Origin of the sequence: Pyrobaculum ferrireducens (assembly GCF_000234805.1) — an archaeon.
Classification (GTDB): domain Archaea; phylum Thermoproteota; class Thermoprotei; order Thermoproteales; family Thermoproteaceae; genus Pyrobaculum; species Pyrobaculum ferrireducens.
This window is the reverse complement of record NC_016645.1, coordinates 1,052,657-1,073,564: the sequence shown is the minus strand read 5'-3', so window position 1 is coordinate 1,073,564 and position 20,908 is coordinate 1,052,657. Positions and strand designations below refer to the sequence as shown.

Sequence of the window (20,908 nt, the reverse complement as noted above, 5' to 3'; positions counted from 1 at the left end):
TTTACGCCTCCCCGCGCAACTTCTCTAAAACACGCCTCTTTAATGTCTTTGCCGGCTTCTCACCAACGAGGCCCTGAGGCCTAAACATAAGCACAAGTATTATTATAACGCCTAGTATTATGTACTGGAAGAATACTGGATCGACGTTGACAATCTGCCTAATACCCTCTTTGTAGATACTAAGAACTCTATCAATGATATAGTAAACGACGACGCCCGAAAGTGCGCCGTAGTTATTACCCATCCCCCCTATGATAAGCATAGTCCAGGCAGTAAACGTATAGTACGGCACAAACATGTTCATGTTAATGACGTTGTTGTAAAAGGCGAAAAGCGCCCCGGCGATTCCGGCCAGCGCAGAGGCGGTGCTCAAAACTCTTATCCTGTACCTCACCACGTCCTTTCCGAACACCCTAGCCGCGGTCTCGGCGTCGCGGATTGCCCTCAGAGCGCGGCCAAACGGCGAGTTGGCCAACCTCTCAAGTATAAACACCGTAGCCAGTAGAAATAGGAGTGTAACGGCTAGATACACCCACGGCCGGCGGTCGGTGCCCACCCAGGCAAAGGGATCGGGCACCACGGCTCCGAAGACTCCGCAAGCCACCTGCGGGGTGTATGTGGCAATTATTCTAATCATCTCCGCGCTTACTAGAAGCAAAATGCCTAGATAATCCTCGCGTAGCCTCAAGGCAGGTCCCGCCATTAAAATCCCGAATACCCCTCCTAGCAACGCGGCTAGAATCAGCGACAACAAGAAAAACCCCACGCCATGTAGCGGCATAGACGTAAATATATTGTTGATTATGTCTATAGTTTGGTACTGATACGCAGAGCAGTACGTGTCTAGATCTGATAAGGGAGATATGTTAAGCTGGGCGGATATAGTCCCCCCGTAGATTAACAGCGCAATTTTCGTCGCAATACCCCCAACAGCAAGCGCCCCCAGCGCCAGGAACATTACCTTGCCGAACTGGGGAAGGCCGAGGTATCCAACCTCTAGATTTAGGCTCAATACATATATGCCGTAAATCGCTATAAATATCATCGTCTCTCTAAAAAGCACTTCAAGAGATCCCAGCTCCAGTTGGAGAATCATCTCCTCCCCCTCTCAACGATTTTTGAAACTATTCCAGCCAAGCCTTGAGGCGCGAATAGCAGTATTACTATCACGAAGGCGAACGGTATGGCGAGCTGGAACTCGGTGGGCACCCCCAGGGGAGTCAGAATATACGCCGCGCCGAGGACGAGACTTAGACCGACGACATAGCCGCCTAGCACTGCCCCGTAGATGTTAGACAAGCCTCCCACCACCGATGCGACGAACATAACGGCGAGCCTAAGCCACCCCAGCTCCTCGGTCATTGGGAAGAACATAGCCATGTAGATACCGGCGATGCCGGTCACCGCGCCGATTAGGAGCCAAGCCACAGCGAATACCCTCTCCACATTTATCCCAACAGCCCTAGCTAGGTAGAGATTATCAATACTGGCCCTCATGACTATACCATAGCGAGTCTTATACAGCAGTATGTAGAGCAACGCCGTAACCACGACAACCATGATAGTTGAGTTGATCATTACGGAGGTTAGGAAATCTGTGCCAGGCCACACAAACTCCCACCTCGCAAGTAGGACGTTTCTACTCAACACTTTAAACGTGTTCTGTACATAATCGGCGACTATGGCAACCGAGGCAAATAACACAAAGTGCAATCCAAACGACGCAATCATTAAGGATGTGATTCCGGCCCCCCTCCTAATCATAGGTCTAAACACAGCTATGTACGACAGCACCGCAACGGCGCCAGTAGCTAGAGCAACAATTGGAATAGTTAGGTATACATTAGCTGGTATTCCGAGTTGTGTAAATAGAAAAACAATAGAGAGGTAGCTGACGTAGGCGCCTATTGTGGCCAAGTCGCCGTGTGCAAAAGACGGGATTTTCGTTGTGATGTAGGTTAAATTCAGCCCAAGCGCCAGCAGTACATAGATATTGGAAAATATCACAGCCCTCGCAAGTGTTGGGTAGTCAATGTTAACAAATAACTCCATACAGCCTTGGAAGGGAGTTATAAATAAGTTTTATCACATGACCGAACTATATACTTTATTTATTTATATATACATAGCCAAAATATTTATATGCGTTGCATTAGTCTCATATGGCATCCAAAAGCCTGTATATAGGTATAATAGTCGGAGTAGTGGTAATACTGGCAATCGCGGCCCTTTTAGCCACAGGTGGGGGCCAACAGACTCCAACCACTAAACCAACCACCCCGACGCCAACCACTACACAGACAACCCCGACCCAGACGCCGACAACCACCTCGCCAAGCCCGACGCAACAGAAGAAGACAGTCTACATCGGGGCCGCCCTGCCTCTGACTGGAGGTTTGCAGTCTTATGGTATTGGTGTGAGGAATGCTGTCGAGCTAGCTGTCGAAGATGCGAATGAGATGTGTCCCGGGGTGAAGTTTGAGCTTTTGGTAGAGGACACCGGCACAAACCCGCAGCAGGCTTTGCAGAAGGTGCAGACGCTATACGCCAAGGGGGCTCGGCTAGTTGTAGGCCCCATGGCCAGCGGCGAGGTCAGCGCAGTTAAGTCCTTCGCCGACCAGAACAAGATAATTATCTTCAGCCCCTCCTCCACCTCGCCTCTGCTAGCCATACCCAACGACTGGGTATATAGAATAGTCCCCACAGACTTCGCACAAGCCGCCGCCATAGCCGACCTACTCAACAAACTCGGCGTCAAGAAGGCGGTGATTCTCTACAGAAACGACGCCTGGGGCCTCGGCCTCAAAAACGCCATAGCCAACGAGAGCAGAAAGCTGGGGATAGACATAGTGGCCACAGCCGGCTATGATCCAGATCCCAAGGCCTTCCCCACTGCGGTTCCCGAGGCGGTTAGAAAGCTGTCAAGCGCCCTGGGCCAGCCCAGCACCGACGCCGCCATGGTGTTTGTCACTTTTGAGGACGACGGCGTCATCGCCATCCAGTCAGCCGCCTCCGACTCCGTGTTGGGTAAGGTTAGGTGGGTGGGGACAGACGGCATAGCCTACAGCGAGGCTTTAATTAAACAGGTGGGTAAGGAGATGGCGGCGGCCAGGATGCTGGGCACGATCGCGGCGCCTGACCCCAACGACCCCAAGTTCCAGGAGTTTAAGCAGAGGTACAGGTCGAAGTACGGCAAGGACCCCGTTGCCTACGATCCGTATGGCTACGACGCGGCTATGATACTTATGCAGATTGTCTGTAAGCTAGGCACAGACGAACCCGACAAGGTGAGGGCCGCTCTTGAGCAGTGGGGTAAGGAGGGCACCTACCAAGGCGTCACCGGCAAGGTATATCTCGACGCCGCCGGCGACAGAGCATACCCCAACTACGTCGTATGGGGCGTAGTTATCGAAGGCGGGCAACCAAAATACATAGACGCCGCCTACTACTACGGCACAGACAGAAAGATAGTTATATTTGACCAAGGCAAGCCGCTGTTTCAGTAACTTTATAACTACCTAGAATTTTTTCTAAAATGGCCTCTATCCTCTCTACTCAGGGTATTGTGAAGCAATTCGGCGCCTTTAGGGCTCTAGATGGAGTCGATATTTCAGTCGAGAGGCAAAAAATCACGTTAATAATAGGCCCCAATGGCTCTGGCAAAACAACTCTGGTAAATGTAATAACTGGGGTCTACAAGCCGGAGTCTGGCAAGGTATTTTACATGAAGAGGGACGGCAGGGCTATTGACATAACTGGGTGGCCCCCGCATAAAATCTTCGCAGTGGGCATCGTAAGGACGTTTCAGATACCGCAGGTGTTTCAGAAACTGACGGTTTTAGAAAACCTCCTTGCAGTGGCAAGGGGGCAGAGGGGCGAAGGCGTGATTTCTGCCTTAGTAAAAAACTGGGTTAAAGAAGAGGAAGAGCTTGCGAAAAAGGCGTTTAGCATACTGAAGGCTGTTAGGCTCGTGGATAAGTGGAATACGCCCGCCAACCTCCTCTCGGCTGGCGAGATGAAGCTCCTGGAGCTAGCCAGGGCCCTCATGGCGGGGGCCGATTTAATAATACTTGACGAGCCCATTGCCGGCGTCCCTATAGACCAAGCCCACGAGGTCTTCAAAATCGTCAGGGACATAAACCAGCAACAAGCAGTCACCTTCCTAGTAATAGAACACCGCATAGACATAGCCTTCAAATACGTCGACTACGTATACGCAATGGCCAGTGGCCGCATAATTTCAAAGGGGTTGCCAGAAGAAGTCGCCAACGACCCCAAGGTCAGGGAGGTCTATATCGGGGGATAAAACTTAAATACATACGGCAAGAGAAGCACAGCCGGGGTGGCCGAGCGGCCCAAGGCGCGGGACTGGAGACACCGCGCCAGAAATCCCGTCCCCGTCAAGGGGGCCCGGGTTCAAATCCCGGCCCCGGCGCCTTGATTCTCACCAGCCGAGCCAGCCGCACGTCCTTGTATTACGTCTTGATGAGTAGGAAGCCTATGTCAGCCCTGGCCACTCCGGACACGTATATCCGGAAACATTGTCATCACAGTCTAAAACAAACCACATGGTTTAATACATAACGAGGATTGTCGTGGGGGGGAAAAATTTAAAACCGTGATGTTGGGTGTCAACAGCCGGGGTGGCCGAGTTGGTCCAAGGCGCGGGCCTGCTAAGCCCGTCCCCGTTCGGGGGCGTGGGTTCAAATCCCACCCCCGGCGCCTTTCTATTCGATGAAAAAGCTTGTGGCGGTATTGCGCACTTTCAAATTTTTATAGCGGTATCAGTTTTGGCTTTATGCTTCCGATATATCGGATAATGCTGATGGTTTTTCTCACAGCGTTCGTATTGGCCCAGACAAATCCCGCTCTACAACAGCCACAGTTTAATCTGGCGTTGTCATACTCCCCGCCATATATCTACCCGGGCTCCGTGGTCCAGCTCTACATCACCCTTGTCTCTGCTCAGCCGCTGTCCAATGTCTATGTAGATGTTGACTCTCCATTTAAGGTCTTGACGGGGTCAACTATTCAGGTACAGCAACTCTCTGCCGGCGTCCCGGCGACTTTCATCTCTTTGGTTCAAATACCTCTAGATGCCCGCCCCGGCTACTACAGAATTCGAGTTACGGCCTACACACTTACCCGCTCAGCGGAGTCAAGTGTAGACATAGAAGTTCTCCCATTTGATTTTTCCACCCTCGTGGTGCCAAGGCCGACGTCTTATTTAGCGGGTCAAGCGGTGCAGTTGCCTGTATTGCTTTTCAACCCAACAGCGGATTTCTTAAAGGTCCGCGTTTCAATAAATGGAAGTGTCGTGTCTCGGTTCCTTAATTCGTCGCTTTCATGCGACGCCGTGGTGCCTCCAAAGTCGAACTCCACCTGTCTCCTAAACTTTGCACTATCTAAGGACTTAAGACCGGGTTTCTATAATGCTACGCTGGAGATCGCCTTAAGTAGCTTATCGGGGTACGCTGGCTCTGTTGTTTTTAGAAAAACAGTGCAGTTGCCCGTAGTGAGCGGTGCCGAGGTCAACGTGTTAGCAACTCCCAGCCAGCAGCCGATCCCGGGATCTCCTACTCTAGTAACTCTGGCAATTTCGCAAGGTGGCCCTGCGCCGTTGCAAAACGTCACAGTACAAGTGCTAGACGGCGATGGTGTGAAAGTTCTAGCCGGTGGAGTGGTAGCTGTTCCAGTACTTACACAACTTCAGTTGCCTGTCCAGCTATTGATAACTAAACAGGGAGAGGTGAGAATTCCAGTTGAGATTTGCTATTTTTCTGGCACATGTATTATTAAATACGCAGACTTGTACATACCGCGGAGTGGGCTGTTCATCAACGCGGTTTTTAACCCACCGCAGGGCTATCCCGGATCGCTTACACAAGCCACATTTGTAATTGCCACTAACTACACTATGTCAAACGTAGGCGTGGAGGTTTACTCGCCTTTTAAAGCAATCACAAGCACCTCATCTGCTATTCCATTTATCGCACCGCAGTCACCCGCCACGTTTAACATTATTTTTGAAATACCTAGAGATGCTAAGCCGGGTGTATACCCAATCAACATATCTGTGGCCGGGACTCTCTACACATTCCACTACGAGGTTTTAAGACCTGAGTTTAATGTTGCGGCGGTATTTAACCCACCCGTGGCCTACCCCGGTGCTTTGATTTCCGGCACACTTACTGTTGTGTCTCCATTTAACGCAAGAAACGTCAATATTTCAATCTCAACGCCTTTAACCCTCCTAACCCCCTCAAGCTACTACGTGCCCTATATGCCTCAAGGCCAGCCCTACAGCACGTACCTAGTAATACAAATACCCGACGGCTACCCGCCTGGCAGATACCCCATCGCTGTGTCGATAAACGGTATTAGCTACACATACTACATTACAGTCAGCCAACCAAATGTAGTAATTCAAAACGTCTTAGTGACGCCGCCAAAGATTTTAGAGGGGACACCGGTGGCCCAGGTAAACGTCCAGGTAATTAACACAGGACCGGTCGTCGCGCGCAACGTCACGGTTACTCTACTTAACTCCACAATAGGCCGGCAGAGCTACACCCTCGATTACCTACCCCCCGGCTCTCCAGTAACTCTCACCTTCTATATCGACGCGTCCAAGTTGAGCCCGGGAAACTACAATGTTGTTGCACTAGCCAGCTGGGAGGGAGGCGGCTCCACGGCGCGGGGACTGTTAGAGATCGGCAGAAAAGACTCTCTAAGAATAACTTATAGGGTTTACAACGTCGCCCCCGGCTCCACAGCTGTTTTAATGATAAACGTCACAAACCTGGGCCCAGAGGAGGCGAAGAACGTAAGGATTTCCCTCACGCCATCGCAGGTATTTGAGCTACATGCATCAAACATAGCCGACGCCGCTACGGCTGGAGTGAGAATACTAGGTGATGTGCCTCCCGGCGCCACCGTCAGCACCGCGTTTCTACTTGATGTTTCCGACAAGGCGGTTAACGGCATCTACACCTTAACGCTGGTGCTGACTTGGAACCAAACTGGAGTCTTTGCGCCGGCTCTGCAGTATGTTAACATACCTATCGAAGTGCGAGGCGGCTTGGATATGTTCGTAGTTGTACCACTGGTGCTGACTATAGTGCTAGTCTTGGCGGGGATAGCCATGGCTTTGCGCAGAAGGCGCCGTGGATAGCTACGACGTTAAATACGCCTGGAGGATAACGCCGCTTCTCGGCTCCGTAGCATTGCTTGTGATGTACACTGAGGCTATGTTGATGCCCAGCCTCCCCAGGATACAGGCGGAGTTCAACATCACGCCAGCTGACGCCTCCTGGATTTTAACTATCTACCTAATCTCGGGTACAATCAGCGCCGCGGTTTTCGGAAGCCTCGGCGATATGTACGGCAAGAAGAAGATGTTGTCAATAATTATGGTGGCGTACGTATTTGCGGTTACCTTCACGGGATATGCGCCTAGTTTCGAGGTGTTGCTACTAGCTCGCGCAATTCAAGGCCTTGGAATGGCGATGTTCCCCCTCGCCTTCTCCCTCATCCGGGAGGAGTTTCCGCCTAATATGGTGCCCACGGCCCAGGGGATTGTCAGTGCTATGTTTGGCGTTGGGATAATCATAGCGTTGCCCGTAGGCGGCTATATTGCCCAGAACTACGGGTGGAGAGCAACTTACCACACAGCAACTCCAATAGCCGCCCTACTCACCTTCTCCATAGTAATGTTCGTAAGGGAAAGTAGATATAAAACGCCGCGGAGAATAGACATCCTGGGGATTGGACTATTCGCATCTATGGCGGTTTCTCTTCTCCTAGCAATATCAAAGGGACCTGACTGGGGCTGGTACTCCCCTAGGGTACTGTCTCTGTTTATCCTATCGGCTGTGTCGGCAGTTGTATTTATTCTACATGAATTAACTACCAACGATCCCTTCATCCCTCGAGACGTCTTTAACCGAAATGTAATTGCGGCCACCCTTGCCATATTTATCGTGGCATATGCATTTCAAATGAATTCGCAAAATATGTCGTACCTCTTTCAGATGCCGCCGCCTTACGGCTACGGGCTTACTATACTGCAGACTGGTCTGTACATGTTGCCGCCAGCCGCGGCGCAGATAATTGTTGCCCCCCTAGCCGGTAGGTTTATGTGGAGGCTAGGCGCCAGGAAAATAGCGGCGATGGGCGTCGCCTTCGCAGTGGCCGGCTATCAGCTATCCGCCGCGCATCTATACAGCGGTCTGTGGACCCTAATTACATACATGACACTGGGCTTCATAGGACTTACCTTTCTGAACGTGTCGCTCATCAACCTCCTCACGTTCTCGGTACCTAGGCAGAGACTGGGCGCCGCCACTGGTATCAACACCGTGTTTCGCAATTTCGGATCAGCCATAGCCCCCACGGTGGCGGGAACGGTACTCACAAACTTCAGCACCTATGTATACTACAAAACCCCTCTAGGACCCATTTACTTTTCAGTGCCTTCGAAAGAGGCGTACGTAATAAACATAGATATCGCCACCGCAATGTTCCTTGCGACTTTGGTCCCCATCGCCGTCGCCAGAGAGGTGCTGGGGCAAAACGTTAATACACCAATTAAACAACCTGCGTGAATCTCAAGCTAATCCTTCTACTAGGTCTCGTATCTCTCTTCGCTGATTGGCTTTATGAAAGCATGCGCGCCGTAGTCCCCCAGTATCTATACCAGCTGGGTGCGACGGCGGCGTTTGTTGGCTTTGTCTTCGGCCTGGGAGACGCCTTGGGCTACGCAGCCCGGTTTGCCACAGGTCCGCTGGCAGATAGACGGGGCGGCTACTGGCTGGAGACCTTCCTAGGATACGGACTGCAGGTAGCCGCCGTGGCGGGCCTGGCATTCGCCAGAGACGTGTGGCAAGTCGCCAGCCTCGTGTTCCTAGAGAGGTTTAGCAAAGCCCTGCGCACGCCTGCGCGCGACGCTATTATCTCCGGGGCGGGGGGCAGGGGATCTGGCGGCAAGGCGTTTGGGATACATGCGGCGCTGGATCAAGTGGGGGCGATTGCGGGGGTCGCCATGGCCACCGCGATGCTGTACATGAGCTACGCGGCGCAAGCCGTCTTCACAGCCGCCCTCGTTCCCGGGCTGGTGGCTCTTCTAATCCTCTACGTGGCGTATAGAGTGGGCAAAGTCAAGCCGGTTGGGAGAGGTGGTGGGGTTGCGGTTGGGAGAGGCGTGTTTTTCTTCGGCGCGGCGCAGTTCCTCCTCGGGCTTTCGATAATACACATATCTCTCTCTATGTATAGACTAGCCGAGGTGCCGTGGCTGGCGTCGCTTCTCTACTTAGTCGCGATGGTGGCCGAAATCCCAGCGTCGCTCGCGCTGGGCTTTATATACGACAGAAGTCACAAAACACTATTGATAGCCCCCCTCTTCACGATACTGCTGGCGATATCGTTTATGACTGGCGGCGTCTATCTATTTGCCGGCGCCGTGCTGTACGCCGTAGTTACTTCGTACGCAGACGTGGTTGCCAAGGCCGAGGCGGCTAAGCTAGGCGCCGCCACGTCGCTCGGGGTGGTTAACGCCATGTGGGGACTGGGGCTCTTGGTAAGCGGCGTCCTCTACGGGTACTTCACAGACGTGGGCAACTACCTGGCGATTGTCTTCACGGCGGCGTCCTCCTCAATAGCCTCGCTCGTCTTGATATGGAGATTAGTCATATCCTAGAGCTTTATAAACACCTAGCCCCCGTATACGAAGAGGTTTATGGAGAGGAGCAGAGGGCAAAGTATTGGCGAGTAGCTTCTCAGGTGGGCTCTAGGGTAGTCGACGCCGGGTGCGGAGTGGGCGTCGCCTTCGACGTGTTGGAGGGGTACGTAGTCTGCCTCGACATATCGCTGGACATGTTGAGACGCGCCGCTGAGAGGAGGGGGGACCGCGGCGAGCTCGTCCTCGCGGACTACCGCCTCCCCCCGTTCCGCCGCGGCGCCTTTGACTCAGCTCTCTTCCTCTCCTCGGTGGAGCCCGCCTCTTACGACGAAGTGGCGTCTCTGTGGCTGGGGATAGCGGAGAGGGTGTACCTAGAGTTTAGGGGGCAGTGGCGGATAGTGGAGCAACGTAACTGAGATAAGTACACGGCCCCCAATAGATATAGATATGTGAACAAAACATATATATTTGTATCCACCGCCTGAGGCGTATGGCTTATCAGGAGCAGTATAGCTATGACTACCAGGATTATTACCCTGTCTACGACAACAGAGCGCCGACTGGGGTTTGGTATGTAGACCAGCTCCTGCAGGGGGGCTTCCGCAAGGGCGAGATATACCTAGTGGCTGGGGAGGCGGGCCAGGGCAAGACCATATTCAGCCTCCAGTTCCTCAAGACGGGCGCCGAGCTCTACGACGAGCCGGGGCTATACATCACTATAGACGAGCCGTCGGAAGACGTGAAGCGGGGTGTGAGGGAGTCTCTGGGCTGGGACTTAGAGGCGTTGGAGAGCCAGAACAAGCTAGTCTTCCTAGACCTCAGAACGCATTTCCGGACATACGCCAAGGAGGAGAAGGTAACCGCGGATCCCAGGGAAATAGCCAAGATAATAACTGAGTACGTCAAGAAATTCGGCATAAAGAGACTGGTAATAGACCCGATAGCGCCTCTCATTATAACCTCCCACACAGACGTCCTATGGGTGAGGGAGTACATGAGAGAACTGGTGTTTCAGCTTAGAAAAATGAAGGACATAACCACGCTTATGACTTCCGAAATACCGACGGGGGAGAACAAAATTAGTAGATTCGGCGTGGAGGAGTACCTCGCAAGCGGCGTCATTAAGCTAGAACTGATGGAGTACCGCGGCTTCGTCTTCAGAGTGATGTTCATTAGAAAGATGAGGTGGACGGCGGTTAGGCCCCAGAAGCTTGTGTTTGAAATATATCCGCACTACGGCATCTACGTGCTTGACAGACTCGAAAACTTCATGAAACAGGTAGATATCTGGTACGCCACGCTTAACCAGCAGCCACAAGCCCCGCCGGCTACATAACACGGAAATTATTAATACTCAGACACGCCTACTTGTGTGAAGGCCCTCTCAGAGATATTCAGCAAGCTAATCGAGAAGATAAGAGGCGTCGAGTATATAGACGAGGCAACTCTACAAGAGCTCTCCCGCGAGATTCAGCGCACTCTATTAAAAGCCGACGTGCCCCTCGACTTGGTAAAGTCCTTTACCGAAAATGCGGTAAAGAGAATAAAAGAGGAGAAGCCGCCGGCCGGCATCCCGCCCAGGGAATACCTCATATACGTGCTTTACGACGAGTTGGTAAAGCTACTCGGCGGCGAGCAGACGCCGGAGTTTAAACCAGTAAAGAGGCCCTACGTGGTTTTACTACTCGGGGTCGAGGGTAGCGGCAAAACCACGACTGCGGCTAAGCTCGCCAAGTACCTCGCCAAGAGGGGCTACAAGGTGGGTCTCGTGGAGACGGACACCATAAGACCCGCGGCGTTTGACCAGCTGAGGCAGCTGGCGGAGAGGATAGGGGTGCCTTTCTACGGCGAGAGGGATGAGAAGGACGCGGTGGAGATAGCAAAGAGAGGTGTACAGAACTTCAGGAATATGGACGTGGTTATTGTAGACACGGCAGGCCGCCACAGAAACGAGGAGGCATTGCTACAGGAGGTCAAGGCTATATACGACGCGGTGGGCCCCGACGAGGTTATGCTAGTCATAGACGCCACGGTGGGCAAACTGGCGGCGGCCCAGGCAGAGGCCTTTATGAAATACCTCCCCATACACTCCGTAATCATCACTAAGATGGACAGCACAGCCCGCGGCGGCGGCGCCCTGGCGGCGGTGGCCAAGACCGGGGCCAGGGTGAAGTTCATAGGCGTGGGGGAGGACGTAGACGAGTTTGAGCCGTTCCACCCAAGGAAGTTCGTGGCAAGGGTGCTGGGTATGGGCGACCTCGACGCCCTCGTGGAGAAGATAAAGGCGGTGTTCGAAGAAGAGGAGGTTCTAGAGGAGATAGAGTCGGGAAAGCTAGACCTTCTTACTTTCAAAAAGCAGATTGACAGCTTACTAAAACTCGGGCCGCTGAGTAAAGTTTTCCAGCTACTGCCCGGCGGCATAGCGGCCAAGATATCTGAGGAGCAGATAGAGCTATCCCAGAAAAATTTGAAGAAGTGGCGCGCCATCCTCAGCTCAATGACTAGGGAGGAGTTGAAAAACCCCGACGTTCTAAACGCCTCCCGCATCCGCCGCATCGCGTTGGGCGCCGGCGTGACGCCGAAGGACGTAAAAGAGATGCTCACAGTATACGAAAATTTGAGGAAGATGTCTAAAACCCTGAAGCGCCAGCTCCGCCTTAGGATGCCCAGGTGAGGAGATTCCTAATCACCACCTCCACGTCGAAGTTCCAGGCGGAGCCTCACCTACACGCCAAAATACTCGTTGCCGCGTTGCTGGTGTCAAACGGCGTCAGGAAAGACGCAGAGGCTGTCTTCTACCTAAGGGATGTTGATAAGGCGGTAAAGATAGTAGGCGAGAGGGTAAAGAGACTATTCCCAGACGAAGAGTCGGCAATAGGCTTCCTAAAGAAGGCCTTTTCTCAAGGGCGTCAAGAGGGCGTCGTGGTTAAGAAGGGCAGTAGAGACCTTACAGCTGGCGTCGTGGTGGGCCCATCTCAAGTCACTAGCTGCCTCCCCAAGCCGCCCTATACCTACGTAATAGAGCTGGAGGCGGCGGGAATAAAGCCCGACTGCGGCTTGAATATCGGGGCGCTGCCGCCCCATCACCAAGTCGTGGTTGTTAACATAACGACGGACAGATTGCTAAGAGGTATGCAAATAGTTATATAGCCACTAGGTTTGGCCTCCGTGGAGATACTTGACAAAGCTCTAGAGGTTATTAGAGAGTACCCGCTCTGCGACTCGTGCCTAGGCCGGCTCTTCGCCCAGCTTGGCCACGGCGTGGAGAACGCGGAGAGGGGGATCGCGATTAAGACAATACTCCACATGACGCTTGTCAACGATTACAGAAAGGGAAAAGACGTCGTAAGGGACCTCACGGCGCTGGCAAAGGTACACAAGCCGACAAGAAGGTTTCTGGCAAGCGTAGGGATTAAGGTGGAGGAGGAGAGTTGCTACATATGCGGCGGCCTCCTCACGGAGGTGGAGAAATATGCAGACGCGGCGCTCCCCCTACTGTCGGAAGTTGATTTCAACAGCTTCGCGGTTGGTACAACTATTCCGAGGGAGGTGCTTGACCGGGAGTCTCAGGTGGTTAAGAAGTTTCTAATCACGACCGGCGAGTCAATTAAGCACGAGATAAATAGGCGGATTGGTAAAGAGCTTTTGAGACATCTTACCGGTAAGCGTGTAGATAAACTTAGGCCAAATGTCGTGGTAAGAATCGACCTCGTCACCGGCAAAGCCTCGGTCGAGAGAAACCCGGTGTTGATAGGGGGCGTCTATCTAAAGCTTAGCCGCCGCGTGTCGCAGGCAAAGAAATTTGGAGATGTAAAGACAACCCTTACCGAGAAGCTTGCATATGTAAAAGACGTATTTGGCGGAGGCGAGCACGTCGTCCACGTCTCGGGTAGGGAGGACAGCGACGCAAGAATGCTGGGCACCGGCAGACAACTCGTGGTGGAGGTAAAGCAACCGGTAAAGTACCGCGGCTCCGTGCCTCCGCTTAAAGACGACGACGTCATCTTCATCCCCAGCACCTTTACCACTAGGGAGGAGGTTAGGCGGCTGAAGGAAAAGGCGAAGACAGACGTAAAGCTTTACCGGGCGCTTGTACTCTCAGAGAGGGAGCTCTCCGCCGAGGAGCTCAACAAGCTTGGTGAGCTGTCTGGGAAGACGGTAACCCAGCTCACGCCCAGGAGAATAAAGAGGTTGAGCCCAAGGAAGAAGAGGGTTAGGATGGTCTACGAGTTGGCGTGGAGACTCGTGTCCCCCCACGTGTTTGAGCTATACGTCAGGTGCCAAGGCGGCCTCTACGTCAAGGAGTTCATCCACGGAGACGGCGGCAGGACGAAACCCAGCGTCTCTGAAATTTTAAACACATACTTAGAAGTCCTGGAACTAGACGTCTTGGCAGTTGAATAGTTTTTTAACAGCCACATTCATGAGCCAGTGGAGAAGATCCTGGTGGTTAACTTCGGCGGCCAGTATGCGCACTTAATCGCAAGGAGGGTGAGGGACGCCGGGGTATACGCGGAAATAACAACGCCGGAAAACGCGGTGGAAAAGGCAAGGGAGGGGGAAGTAAAGGCGGTGATACTATCCGGCGGCCCCAGCTCCGTCTACGAGTCGCCGTCGCCAGATGTCCCCACGGAGATATTTGAGCTAGGCAAACCCGTCCTTGGCATATGCTACGGCCACCAGCTAATAGCCAAGAAAATGGGGGGGAGGGTGGCGCGCGGCAAGGGCGAATACGGCAGAACCCTCGTGAAGGTGGTGGCCAGAGACCCCCTGCTTGAGGGGTGGGGCGACGAGGAGGTTGTCTGGATGAGCCACGGCGACTACGTAGAGGAGCCGCCGCCTGGTTTTGAAATCCTGGCGGTAAGCGAAAACGGCTACATAGCTGCGATGAGGAAAGGGCATATATACGGGGTGCAGTTCCACCCAGAGGTAAACCACACGGCTAAAGGCGCCTTGTTGCTGGAAAACTTCGCCAGAAGAATAGCCGGAGTTAAGGAGAGCTGGAGGCCCGAGGACCACATTACCCGGATTGTCGAGGAGATAAGAGAAAGAGTAAGGGAAGGGCAGGTGATTGTAGCCGTCAGCGGTGGGGTAGACAGCACAGTCACCGCAGTGCTGGTGCACAAGGCCGTGGGGAGTCGGGCCAAGGCGGTCTTCGTAGACCACGGTCTCTTTAGAGAGGGGGAGCCTGAGAAGGCCGTGGCTCTGCTGAGATCCATAGGCATAGACGTGATATACGTCGACGCGAAGGGGCGCTTTCTAGAAAAGCTCGAGGGGGTAGCCGACTGTGAAGAAAAGAGGCGCATCGTCGGCGAGACGTTTGCCCAGATCTTTACCGAAGTCGTCTCTGGCATCAGAGACGCCAGGTATCTAGCACAGGGCACTCTGTACCCCGACGTTGTGGAAAGCGGGGCGGTAAAGGGAGCGGACAAGATAAAAAGCCACCACAACGTCGCCGGCCTGCCTCCATGGTTTAAACTTGAGCTGGTGGAGCCGCTTAGGGATTTTTACAAAGACGAGGTTAGAAAAATTGCGAAGGCCCTCGGGTTGCCGGACGAGGTGGTTTACAGACAGCCCTTCCCCGGCCCCGGCCTCGCGGTGAGGGTGGTAGGACCCTTTACCAGAGAAAAGCTGGCAATTGTGAGAAAAGCCACAAAGATAGTAGAGGAGGAGCTGGCGAGGGCCGGCGTCTTGAGAAAGGTGTGGCAAGCCTTTGCCGTAGTCGGCGACGACAAGTGGGTGGGGGTAAAGGGGGATAGACGTGCCGAGGGGTACGTGGTGACGGTAAGAATTGTAGAAAGCGAAGACGCCATGACGGCCGACTGGTCGAGAGTGCCTTACGAAGTCCTCGAGAAGATATCCAGCAGGATAACTTCAGAAATCCCCGAGGTAACCATGGTGACCTACGCCATTACGTCCAAACCCCCCTCGACAATAGAGCCATGTTGAGATGTGCGGTCGGCCCTACCGGCTCCGCCCTCACGCCCACACCCGTGACGCGGGTGCGTCAGGCGGGCGGGGAACCGGGGGTTCAAGTTGATATACGGCACATTTTTAAATAGATAATGTATCTCGGAAGGCGCTTCGCCATAGCCACCGAGAGCTACCTAGCAACTAGAGCCGGCTACGAGGCCTATAAGGCTGGCGGAAACGCCGCAGACGCCGCCGCGGCGGCCTCCGCTGTTTTGACATACACACTGCCCCATCTAGGCGGCGTCGGAGGCGACTTCCTAGCCCTGGTGCACGACGGGGGGAAGACAGAGGCCGTGCTTGGGCTTGGCTGGGCCCCGCGCCGGGTGCCAGAAGCCCCGCCGCGCAGAGGCCTTCCGTCGGCGGTTGTGCCCGGCTACCTGGCCGGGCTCCACGAGCTCCATAGGAGACATGGTGTGTTGTCATGGGAGAGGGTGGTGGACATCGCGGTCAGCTTCATGGAGGAGGCCACCCTGCACCCCTCCCTAGCCTCCGCTGTGGCGAAGTATAGAGACGTGCTGGATGCCGACCCGGGCGGAGGCGTCTACCTAAGCCTCCCAGCGGCGCCCGGCGCGCCCTACAGAATTGAGCCCCTTCTCAAGCTGTGGAGGGCAGTTAGAGAGGGCCCCCACGTCTTCTACGAGGAAATCGCCAAGGATCTGCTACACGGGTATTTCGAGGTTGAGGATTTTGCTAGATATAGGCCGGAGGTCAAGCCGCCGCTGTATATAACATACGGCGACTGGACTATATACGAGGCCCCGCCCCCCTCCCTGGGGTTCGCCGTACTGCTGACAGTTAAGCTGGCGGAGAGGGCGGAGGGGGCCTTTAGCTACGCCAGGCTGAGAAATACCATCGCGGCTTTGAGAAAGGCCCACTGGGCGAGAGACGCCTATCTACACGACGGCGAGGTGCCGCTAGGCGACATACTGGCGGGGCGCCTCGAGCTGGGGGAGGCAGAGGCCCCCGAGCCGACGCCCGGAACCACGTACCTAGCCGCGGGGGACGGGGAGCTCGTTGTCTCCGCCATCCAGTCCCTCTACTACCCCTTTGGGTCGGGCTTTACAGATCCGAAGTGGGGCATGACATTCAACAACAGAGCAGGCGACTTCACGAAGGGGCTGAATAAAGCCGCCCCGTGGAGGCGCCCCGCCCACACGCTCTCGGCAGTGGTCATGGAGCGCGGAGGAGAGATCTACGCACTTGGAGCAAGCGCGGGCCACTACAGACCGGCTATATACGCCCAGCTGATACAAAACGTCGTCTGGTACGGCATGGACCCCCGCGCCGCCGTCTGGGCCCCGCGCTTCATATGGACAGGAGGGTGGGAGGCCCAGGCAGAGGAGGGGTGGGAAAGGGGCCCCGGGGTCACAGTTGTGAAATACCCCAGCAGATTGGGCGTCGCGGCGCTTGTGGCAAAGAGGCACGGCGGCGTCGCCGCGGTGGCAGACATAAGAGGAGATGGATTGGCGCTGGGGCTATAGCGGGAAAAATTTTATTTTCGCACCCATATACACACATGGCCGTCTATAGATGCGCGATCTGCGGCAGGGAGGACACCCCACTTCTAGAGGCCAACATAAAAGACAGAGGCCCCGCTCTGGTGTGTCCAGAATGCTGGTCGAAACTCATGGCCGAGAACAAAATCGTCATGGGTAGCACAGGTGGGGGATGTGCATGTGGATAGGGCAGAAGAGTATTAACAAATCGGTGAGGTCTTCCCTATTTCCACTTAACAATCCTCTTCTCAATAAACTCTACTTAGGGATATTAGAAACGTCCCTTACCATTAAAGATTAGGACGGGGCGTGCTCTGGGCGTCTCGATGAGATCCACCGCGATCCCACTAGTGAAAAACTTAAAATTCTGTATCCATTTGGCACTGGGCGGGGGTGCCCGAGCCAGGTCAAAGGGGCAGGGCTTAAGACCCTGTGGCGTAGGCCTGCGTGGGTTCAGGCGGCGCCGCCCAGAAATCCCACCCCCCGCACCACTATTTTATTGGAAATTAAACAAGCGGGTTTGCCGCGATCGATAAGGGAAGTAGGAGCTGGACGCTTCAGATAGGGTGGAGAGCAAGCCTTGAACCGGGCCAGACTACTTCCGTATTTTACAGATGTGTGTTTCTAAGTTTTCTGCATATGCCCAGGGCGGCGCACACCGGCTCTAGGCGCATGAAGGCGTCTAGGGCGCCGCCTGTGAGGTGTATCTGCCTCTCCTCTCTCGTCCACGACTCCACGCCCAGCGCCATTAACACCGCCTCCGTCCTCGCGTAGTCCGCATCCGGCCCACCCTCGGCGCTGGCGTGTATAATTATATAGCCCTTAATCACGCCGCCGCTTTTGAAGAACCTGGCCTCCTTCTCTACCGCTACTTCGCTGTTTCCTTCAACCACCTTTGCTCTTATCCTGACAACTAGGTGCTCCTTCTTCTCGCCCTTCTCTCTCCATGCCTCGACTTCCTCGACGCGTACCTTCACCCTCCTGCCCTCAACCTCGACCTCCTTCTCTATCGGTAGCTCCACGGAGCCCCACTGCTCTCCCTCCCGGAAGTATTCCTCCAGCCGCCTACGCACCTCCACACCCTTTGCCTCGGCTTCCTTCAAGAGCATTTCCTTCAACCACTGTGCTCTCGTCTTCGCCTCTCCCTCTCCGTGTAGGGCGAGCCAGCCGATGTACCTGAGGCCGTCGGCGGTGATGTAGACGTAGCCCTCCTCGCCTCTTCTCGGCTCCTTCGCCGTGAAGTGGACGAGGCACCAGCCGCCTTCGCAAGTGTCCCTCATGCCCAGCCCCCGCAGAAGCTCCAAAGCCTTGTTGTAGGACTCCGGGTCTCTGGGTTTGTAGTGTACTACCACGGCGCCGTCTTTTTCAGCCATAGGGAGAATCTTATATCTCCCCACTCCGGCACGCCCCTCTCGATCTTTGCGGCTAGGCGTCTACACGTCTTCTCTTCGAGGGCGCCAGCCTCTCTGCACCGCTGAAGGAACTCCACCACTGCCTTTCTAACCTCCTCGTGCACAGACTCTGCGGCCAGGACGTTTGTCGAGACGACTATATACCACTGGTCACGGTTGCGGGATTTGTGGTAGGTCCTCTTCACATCGGCCCCCACCCCCACAGCCCTAAGCACCGCCGCCCTACGCTCGGCCTCCTCGCGGCTGGTTGTGCCGAAGCGAAGCTCTACCATGTTGCCTTTCTGCAGGCGTATTGAGAACTCAGCTGTATCTCCGCCCAGCCTCACCACCAGCCTGGCCCTCGGCCTCTTGCCCTCCGCGGTGAAGTCCTTTATGTGGGCCTCCACGCCCACGGCCTCCAGGGCCCTGGAGTACTTAACCCTTATCTCGTCGTTTCCGCCGGCCAGCTCCGGCGCGTACAGCCAGAGAGACGCGTTGGACAGAAAGCCCCTGGCCGCGTCGATGCGCCACTCCAGCTCGAACCACCGACTCTCCCCCCTTGCCCTGGCGTACACCCTCTCCGGCTCGTGCCCAGCCGCCTTCAGAACGGCCAGCGCCAGCGCCGCCTTGTGTATGTGGGTTATGGCCCCAGCCTCCTCTTTTTTCTTCCTCTTCGCCGAGAATCTGCCCACCGTCAGCCGCACATCGCCAGCCAGCTCCACGCCGCTTTCCTCCCTCCTAACAGCCGTCTGTATACTCCCGTCTCCCATCACCGCGGCGGTGAGGAAGTCGGCCACGGCCCTCTTGTCGCCCTCCGCCGCCCATAGATACGCCGACAGCCACGAGAGGAAGAACCGCGTCAGAGAAGCGTTTTCAAAAGCCATCTCCCGCGCCACCCCGGCCCAGTCCGGCTCGCCGGAGAGCGGCTGGATGTGGGGGGTTGGCTCTACGCCAGCTTTCACACGCCGATCGGGGCTGGTGCATGGAGGTGCCGGCGGCGCGGCTTTCGCTTGCCGGAAGAGCGCTCTGGGGCTGAGCCCCGCGTACGGCCCAGAACCGCGTCGTCAGCCGAGCCCCTCCGGGGTTCCTACCCTCCACATCTTTCTACTATGAGTTAACAGATATTAAGAGTCTTGATTTGTTTACTTTATGAGGATTGTTGTTAAGATTTTTGGACCTGCGTATTTTGGCCTTAAGAGTTATGACGTTATTACGCTGAAGCTTGAGCTGGGCGAGGGCGCCACGGTGGGGGAGGCGCTTGACGAGCTGGAGCGGAGATTTCCAGGTCTGAAGGGGAGGTTGCTGAGGGGTGAGGAGGTTATTCCGATGCACGATATATGGATTAACGGACGCTCTATAGATTTTTTAAATGGTTTAAAAACTCCTCTAAGGGAGGGGGATGTTTTGCAGATTATCCCGCCGTTCGGCGGGTAGCCAATACACCTTGTCTTTCTCAACGCGCCTCACAAGACCCGCCTCTTCTAGGTAGAGTAGGTGGCTGTATGCCTCGCCTATTGCGAAGATTTTGTTATATACGTCGAACTGTTCGAATGGTCCGGCGTCCCAACTGATTTTCTGAGCTACTTGGTAGGTGGTCATGGGCTCCCTCAGCACGGCCATGACTTCTCTTAGCCTCTCCTCGTGGTGTCTAACCAGCTCCTCGGTCCGCAAGGCGAGGTTGCCTATCTCATCTCCGTGGGCTGGGTAGCCTCTTTTGTTTGTAGCTACTTTCTTCAGGCTTTTTAGGTACTCTTTCAGCGGGTTGAACCCCGGAATTGGGTACCACGATATGTTTGGCGTTATCTTGGGCAGGACGTGGTCGCCGGTGAAGATTCCGTGCGCTGCGGCGTAGACCGTGTGTCCAGGGGTGTGGCCCGGCGTGGAGATGGCTCTTAGGCCGCAGTCGAGGCCTTCGTCGTCTCTTACAGATCTCCACTGGAGTCTCCACACGTCTTCAAACGACTTTCTAAATCGGGACATTGGGTGTACTTTTAGGAACGCCTCGGCGACTTCTGCAGGCGCGCCGTGTCTCTTGTACTCCTCTGCGTACATCTTCGCTAAGTCGTCGAAGCTGGAGGCTACGCGGCTGATCTCGCCTTCGCCGATGTGGAAATCCGGCGACGAGACCTCGGCGAGGAACTGCGCCAGTGTTATATGGTCGGCGTGGAAGTGGGTGACGAATACCTTGGTTATCTCCCCAGGCCTTACGCCGAGTTGCTTTAGCCCTCTTAACAAAGCCAATGCGGAGTCGTAGGTGGCGAGCCCCACGTCCACCAAGCCGTATCCGTCACTGCATTTGACGAGGTAGACGTTGACGTGGCCGAGCTCCATCCCCGGCAGGGGGAGCCTCAGTCTGGTGAATGACATTA

Annotated in this window: 19 protein-coding genes and 3 tRNA genes; 17 read left to right on the top strand and 5 right to left on the bottom strand. The window is 54.8% G+C overall.

What is annotated here, in order from left to right:
* Position 1: 1 nt before the first annotated feature.
* Both P186_RS05895 and P186_RS05890 read right to left on the bottom strand, forming a co-directional pair.
* The gene (locus P186_RS05895) at positions 2 to 1,096 is read right to left on the bottom strand and encodes a branched-chain amino acid ABC transporter permease (protein ID WP_014288528.1); all 1,095 of its coding nucleotides are present in this window, start codon (positions 1,094 to 1,096) and stop codon (positions 2 to 4) included.
* Positions 1,093 to 2,052, bottom strand: coding sequence for a branched-chain amino acid ABC transporter permease (locus P186_RS05890; protein WP_014288527.1), 960 nt, complete (start codon positions 2,050 to 2,052; stop codon positions 1,093 to 1,095). The genes P186_RS05895 and P186_RS05890 overlap by 4 nt, the downstream gene beginning before the upstream one ends.
* 110 nt (positions 2,053 to 2,162) lie before the next feature.
* Between P186_RS05890 and P186_RS05885 the strand changes: the two genes are divergently transcribed.
* From P186_RS05885 to P186_RS05815, 16 genes are all read left to right on the top strand, one after another.
* Positions 2,163 to 3,506 (top strand): ABC transporter substrate-binding protein, encoded by a 1,344-nt coding sequence (locus P186_RS05885; protein WP_014288526.1) that lies wholly within the window; start codon positions 2,163 to 2,165, stop codon positions 3,504 to 3,506.
* Between the two features lie 29 nt (positions 3,507 to 3,535).
* Positions 3,536 to 4,306 carry an ABC transporter ATP-binding protein gene (locus P186_RS05880; RefSeq protein ID WP_014288525.1) on the top strand — a complete coding sequence of 257 codons (771 nt, stop codon included), beginning with the start codon at positions 3,536 to 3,538 and terminating at the stop codon, positions 4,304 to 4,306.
* Positions 4,307 to 4,336: 30 nt separating this feature from the next.
* Positions 4,337 to 4,435: transfer RNA gene (locus P186_RS05875), tRNA-Ser, on the top strand.
* Positions 4,436 to 4,637: 202 nt separating this feature from the next.
* Positions 4,638 to 4,722 (top strand) — tRNA-Ser (locus tag P186_RS05870).
* Positions 4,723 to 4,798: 76 nt separating this feature from the next.
* Positions 4,799 to 7,174 (top strand): COG1361 S-layer family protein, encoded by a 2,376-nt coding sequence (locus P186_RS05865; RefSeq protein WP_148682779.1) that lies wholly within the window; start codon positions 4,799 to 4,801, stop codon positions 7,172 to 7,174.
* Positions 7,167 to 8,606 carry an MFS transporter gene (locus tag P186_RS05860; RefSeq protein ID WP_014288523.1) on the top strand — a complete coding sequence of 480 codons (1,440 nt, stop codon included), beginning with the start codon at positions 7,167 to 7,169 and terminating at the stop codon, positions 8,604 to 8,606. Before P186_RS05865 ends, P186_RS05860 begins: the two co-directional genes overlap by 8 nt.
* Positions 8,603 to 9,697 carry an MFS transporter gene (locus P186_RS05855; protein WP_148682778.1) on the top strand — a complete coding sequence of 365 codons (1,095 nt, stop codon included), beginning with the start codon at positions 8,603 to 8,605 and terminating at the stop codon, positions 9,695 to 9,697. The genes P186_RS05860 and P186_RS05855 overlap by 4 nt, the downstream gene beginning before the upstream one ends.
* The gene (locus P186_RS05850; protein ID WP_014288521.1) at positions 9,676 to 10,095 is read left to right on the top strand and encodes a class I SAM-dependent methyltransferase; all 420 of its coding nucleotides are present in this window, start codon (positions 9,676 to 9,678) and stop codon (positions 10,093 to 10,095) included. Before P186_RS05855 ends, P186_RS05850 begins: the two co-directional genes overlap by 22 nt.
* A gap of 74 nt (positions 10,096 to 10,169) precedes the next feature.
* Positions 10,170 to 11,015 (top strand): ATPase domain-containing protein, encoded by an 846-nt coding sequence (locus P186_RS05845; protein WP_014288520.1) that lies wholly within the window; start codon positions 10,170 to 10,172, stop codon positions 11,013 to 11,015.
* A 36-nt stretch (positions 11,016 to 11,051) separates the two neighbouring features.
* Entirely contained in the window at positions 11,052 to 12,353 is a 1,302-nt protein-coding gene (locus P186_RS05840; protein WP_014288519.1) for a signal recognition particle protein Srp54, read from the top strand.
* Complete coding sequence (locus tag P186_RS05835) at positions 12,350 to 12,829, top strand: hypothetical protein (RefSeq protein ID WP_014288518.1); 480 nt, start codon at positions 12,350 to 12,352, stop codon at positions 12,827 to 12,829. The genes P186_RS05840 and P186_RS05835 overlap by 4 nt, the downstream gene beginning before the upstream one ends.
* Before the next feature lie 18 nt (positions 12,830 to 12,847).
* On the top strand, positions 12,848 to 14,083 hold the full coding sequence (locus P186_RS05830; protein ID WP_148682777.1) for a tRNA pseudouridine(54/55) synthase Pus10: 1,236 nt from the start codon (positions 12,848 to 12,850) through the stop codon (positions 14,081 to 14,083).
* A gap of 27 nt (positions 14,084 to 14,110) precedes the next feature.
* A complete protein-coding gene (guaA, locus tag P186_RS05825) occupies positions 14,111 to 15,628 on the top strand; it encodes a glutamine-hydrolyzing GMP synthase (protein WP_014288516.1) in 1,518 nt (505 codons plus the stop codon).
* A gap of 116 nt (positions 15,629 to 15,744) precedes the next feature.
* The gene (locus tag P186_RS05820; protein ID WP_014288515.1) at positions 15,745 to 17,133 is read left to right on the top strand and encodes a gamma-glutamyltransferase; all 1,389 of its coding nucleotides are present in this window, start codon (positions 15,745 to 15,747) and stop codon (positions 17,131 to 17,133) included.
* Positions 17,134 to 17,168: 35 nt separating this feature from the next.
* Positions 17,169 to 17,336: a hypothetical protein gene (locus P186_RS14025; protein WP_014288514.1), complete on the top strand. Its 168-nt coding sequence runs from the start codon at positions 17,169 to 17,171 to the stop codon at positions 17,334 to 17,336.
* Positions 17,337 to 17,535: 199 nt separating this feature from the next.
* Positions 17,536 to 17,639, top strand: a tRNA-Leu gene (locus tag P186_RS05815).
* A gap of 117 nt (positions 17,640 to 17,756) precedes the next feature.
* Here P186_RS05815 and P186_RS14270 read toward each other — a convergent pair.
* Both P186_RS14270 and P186_RS14265 read right to left on the bottom strand, forming a co-directional pair.
* Complete coding sequence (locus P186_RS14270) at positions 17,757 to 18,521, bottom strand: hypothetical protein (RefSeq protein WP_014288513.1); 765 nt, start codon at positions 18,519 to 18,521, stop codon at positions 17,757 to 17,759.
* Positions 18,494 to 19,501, bottom strand: coding sequence for a PaRep2b protein (locus P186_RS14265; protein WP_014288512.1), 1,008 nt, complete (start codon positions 19,499 to 19,501; stop codon positions 18,494 to 18,496). The genes P186_RS14270 and P186_RS14265 overlap by 28 nt, the downstream gene beginning before the upstream one ends.
* A 187-nt stretch (positions 19,502 to 19,688) precedes the next feature.
* Here P186_RS14265 and P186_RS05805 point away from each other — a divergent pair, with 187 nt between their 5' ends.
* Positions 19,689 to 19,973 (top strand): MoaD/ThiS family protein, encoded by a 285-nt coding sequence (locus tag P186_RS05805; protein WP_014288511.1) that lies wholly within the window; start codon positions 19,689 to 19,691, stop codon positions 19,971 to 19,973.
* Here P186_RS05805 and P186_RS05800 read toward each other — a convergent pair.
* Complete coding sequence (locus tag P186_RS05800) at positions 19,926 to 20,906, bottom strand: MBL fold metallo-hydrolase (protein WP_014288510.1); 981 nt, start codon at positions 20,904 to 20,906, stop codon at positions 19,926 to 19,928. The two genes, P186_RS05805 and P186_RS05800, sit on opposite strands and share 48 nt — an antisense overlap.
* Positions 20,907 to 20,908 lie beyond the last annotated feature (2 nt).